Source organism: Pseudoalteromonas sp. NEC-BIFX-2020_002 (assembly GCF_013002825.1).
Taxonomy (GTDB): Bacteria; Pseudomonadota; Gammaproteobacteria; order Enterobacterales; family Alteromonadaceae; genus Pseudoalteromonas; species Pseudoalteromonas neustonica.
The window spans coordinates 1-601 of the sequence record NZ_JABEPJ010000053.1 but is presented as its reverse complement, the minus strand read 5'-3'; the positions used below and the strand labels follow the sequence as shown (position 1 = coordinate 601).

At 43.6% G+C, this 601-nt stretch carries 1 pseudogene; it reads right to left on the bottom strand.

What is annotated here, in order from left to right:
- Positions 1 to 601 (bottom strand): annotated as a pseudogene (locus HJP15_RS21615) (IS91 family transposase); the annotation flags it as partial.

Below are 601 nucleotides of genomic sequence, written 5' to 3'. Positions count from 1 at the left end.
CATCACAACTCAGAGTCATGACTTTATCGCGGTTGTTATCTGCATAATCGCGGTATTTAAAGCTCACTGTTTCTTCAGTCGCTGACACTAATCGCGATTCTGACATCACGCCTTTTCGGGTATAACGTGCAAGGTAACTGACTAACTTTTCACTGTACGTTAAACAGGCTTTGCTATACACACCATTTGGTTGGTGTGCTTACCTTCGCGAATGAACTATCGCATTCATTGAGCGCCGCGAGCATTTTCCCTCTAAACACTGTTGATAATGCTTTAACGGGGTATAAATAGCCTTTTTCTATTTCATGCCAGTGCGCTTTATTAAGCGCCCCTGCGGGTATCAAACAATGCAAGTGGATATGCTGACTTAAATTTTGCCCCCATGTATGCAGTACGCTTGTCATGCCTAGCTGGCCATGCCTCTTTCGTTTCACAAATTTACACAGCGTTTGCCATGAGGCTTTAAATAAACAGTGATACAACGCGTTTGGGTTGTAGTGCGCAATGATATTTAACTCATGCGGGAGCGTAAAAACAAGGTGGAAATACCGACACGGTAATAAATCCTCTTGTTGTCTTTGCACCCATTTAGCCGTTGCCA